The following is a 258-nucleotide window of genomic DNA, read 5'->3' as shown; positions in this document are numbered from 1 at the left end:
TGATCATTGGCGTGATGCCGACGACGATGAGAACCACCTTCGACAATTCATCCAGTCCAAACACAATGAAGAGAATCGGCAGCACCGCGAGCGGCGGCACCATCGAGATCACCGTGACGAAAGGCGAAAGCGTTGCGCTCACCACCGGAAACGAGCCCGTTGCCACGGCTACCACGAGAGCGATCACCGCACTGACGAGAAGGCCGATTCCGAGTCGTCTCAGGCTCGACAGCGTGTCGGCCCACAACAGGTACTCAC

Annotated in this window: 1 pseudogene; it reads right to left on the bottom strand. The window is 58.9% G+C overall.

What is annotated here, in order from left to right:
- A pseudogene (locus tag R0J87_RS22105) lies at positions 1 to 258 on the bottom strand (ABC transporter permease); the annotation flags it as partial.

The sequence above is a fragment of the Halomonas sp. SIMBA_159 genome (assembly GCF_046536035.1).
GTDB classification, from domain to species: domain Bacteria; phylum Pseudomonadota; class Gammaproteobacteria; order Pseudomonadales; family Halomonadaceae; genus Vreelandella; species Vreelandella venusta_A.
This window is presented reverse-complemented; position numbering and strand designations above follow the sequence as displayed.